A 2,152-nucleotide genomic window follows, 5' to 3' on the forward strand; every position below is an offset into this window, starting at 1 on the left:
ATAAAAACTAACGCAATGGCTTAATTTCTTTCCAACAGCATGGAGTTCTTTTGAAGCCAGTTTCAGGAATTCGGTATATGCATCCTGAATATCAGGGTTCAAATGTTCGAGATCAAGATCTATTCCATCATATCCGTTTGCATTGCAATCACTTACATACTTCTCAACAAGCGCCTTTCTTTTCTGTGGCGTATCAATCGTTTCTTCATTCCCACCTACAGCCTGATATACTTCGATATGATTCTGATGACATTCATCGATAAATGATTTCGGAGGATTCCCGAAAACGCTAATGGAACTAATAATCTCTTTCACTGGCTCTATATCCTTAAGAGAGCTTCCATCTATATAGACATACCAAGGAGCTACTTTCTTCTCCTGGGTGGTGGAAGAGAATATTTCCTGCTTGCAGGAAACACTCGTCATTACCAACATTACACAGCATATAGCTGTTCCAATTATGCTTAAATACCTCATTGAATGTAAAGTAAACTGTTATTCTTCATCATAATTATACTTCTTATATTCTATATAGTCATATTTGACTGTATATGTCTTTGCAGTAGGCTTATCTCCTTGCCAGCCACCTCCATCAGCAAAGGTCATCATTGAGAATCCAAATTTAAACTGTGCCGGAGTATACCAAGTAGTAAATGTTTTCGCCACTTCACCATCTATAATCCATGCCGCCCAATATGCACCATCTGCATTAAGTCTAAGGTCAATAGTCAAAGTGTGTTTACCCGGATCAATAGGTACACCGTAAACTCCCATAGCTTCCGTATAACAACGTACCAGCATCTGACCTGGAACAGGAGGAACCGTACAAGCCGCACGATCATTTTCAGTACCCGAGAAAACAAACATAGAGAATGACCTTTCTTCAGCGTTAGTTGCAGCGATATTACCACCTGCCAACCATTTTTCACCTACCCCTACCAAAGGAACATCTATTTCCCATGTATATTTTCCAGCTCCCACTTCCGGACTATAAACGAAGTTATTCCCGTTAGATAGATTCAAACTTCCATCCGCAATCGTTCCTCCATTGTTAGTCCATCCAACAGGAACAAAACCAGCTTCCTCAAAGTCCCACTTCACTGTTGTTCCCTCTGGTTCGGGAGGAAGCTGACCTTCGATAATCGGCTTCATTGAATAATCATAAGGAACATATTCAAGATAATCAAATAAGGCATAATTTTCTTGAGTTGCCGCATGATCGCCCATACCATAAAGATTCTCGACACTAGATATAGCACGGAAATAAGCCTCTTCACCATAATCTAATTGTGCCCTCTTTAAAACTTTACCATCAACCGACCACTCCGCCAGATATTTCTTATTTTCTAACTTCAAATCCAATACAAACGTATGCCAAGCATCCCCCTTAATAGGCGTGAATTCAGAGAAAAAAGGATTAGCCTGACTAGTCACAAGGCACAGCATATCATCTGGTCCGGCACTATGTGCTGCACGGTCTGCAGCTGTACCGGAACAAATTTCAAAATCCAATTCATGCCCATCATCAAAATATAAAAATGCTCCAATACTAGCCCGGTCATTCATTCCGAATTTAGGGACATATATCCTCCATTCATAACGACCTGATCCGAATTGCGTTGTTGTCTGCACCTTGAAACGGTCCCCATTAGTACCTTCATACTCTTCACCTGCCCGGGTATAGATTCTTAACGCTTTTCCATCTTCACATTCGTCATTATCTACGATAGTGATCGGATTGATCCCTGCCACAAGCCCCGTCTTTTGCAATCCAGTAAAGTCACCGTAATTATAAATGGTTCCTTTATAGCCATCCTGAATAACTGTGATGGTTCGAAGTTCAGCACCTTTCGCCGCTATGGTCAAGGTTGCACTGCGTTTTGGGCCGTTATTCTTATCAGCAGCAATTGTTAGCGTACCATTACCAGTTCCTTCCAAAGGAGAAACTGTAAGCCAATTACCACCTGCCTGATCCACTGCTACTTCCCAAGCTGCTTCTGACGTAATATCTACAGTCTGAACTTCAGTAGAGGAGACTCCGAATGTTAAAGCATTAGTGGAGATTCCGCATGCAACAATCTCAGTTTTCTCTTTGAAGCTATCACCGCATGATACTAAAGAGGCATTACATAATACACCTATTGCTAAATAT

The 2,152-nt window shown here is 41.2% G+C and carries 2 protein-coding genes; both read right to left on the reverse strand.

What is annotated here, in order from left to right; translation table 11 throughout:
• Positions 1-435: glycosyl hydrolase family 18 protein (locus AB5935_RS24635; protein WP_368327716.1), on the reverse strand; the 435-nt coding region annotated here is incomplete at its 3' end.
• A gap of 60 nt (positions 436-495) precedes the next feature.
• On the reverse strand, positions 496-2,152 hold a 1,657-nt coding region (locus AB5935_RS24640), incomplete at its 5' end, for a BACON domain-containing protein (protein ID WP_368327717.1).

Origin of the sequence: Phocaeicola sp. RTP21198st1_B8_RTP21198_201120 (genome assembly GCF_040929485.1) — a bacterium.
In the GTDB taxonomy this organism is placed as follows: Bacteria; Bacteroidota; Bacteroidia; order Bacteroidales; family Bacteroidaceae; genus Phocaeicola; species Phocaeicola dorei.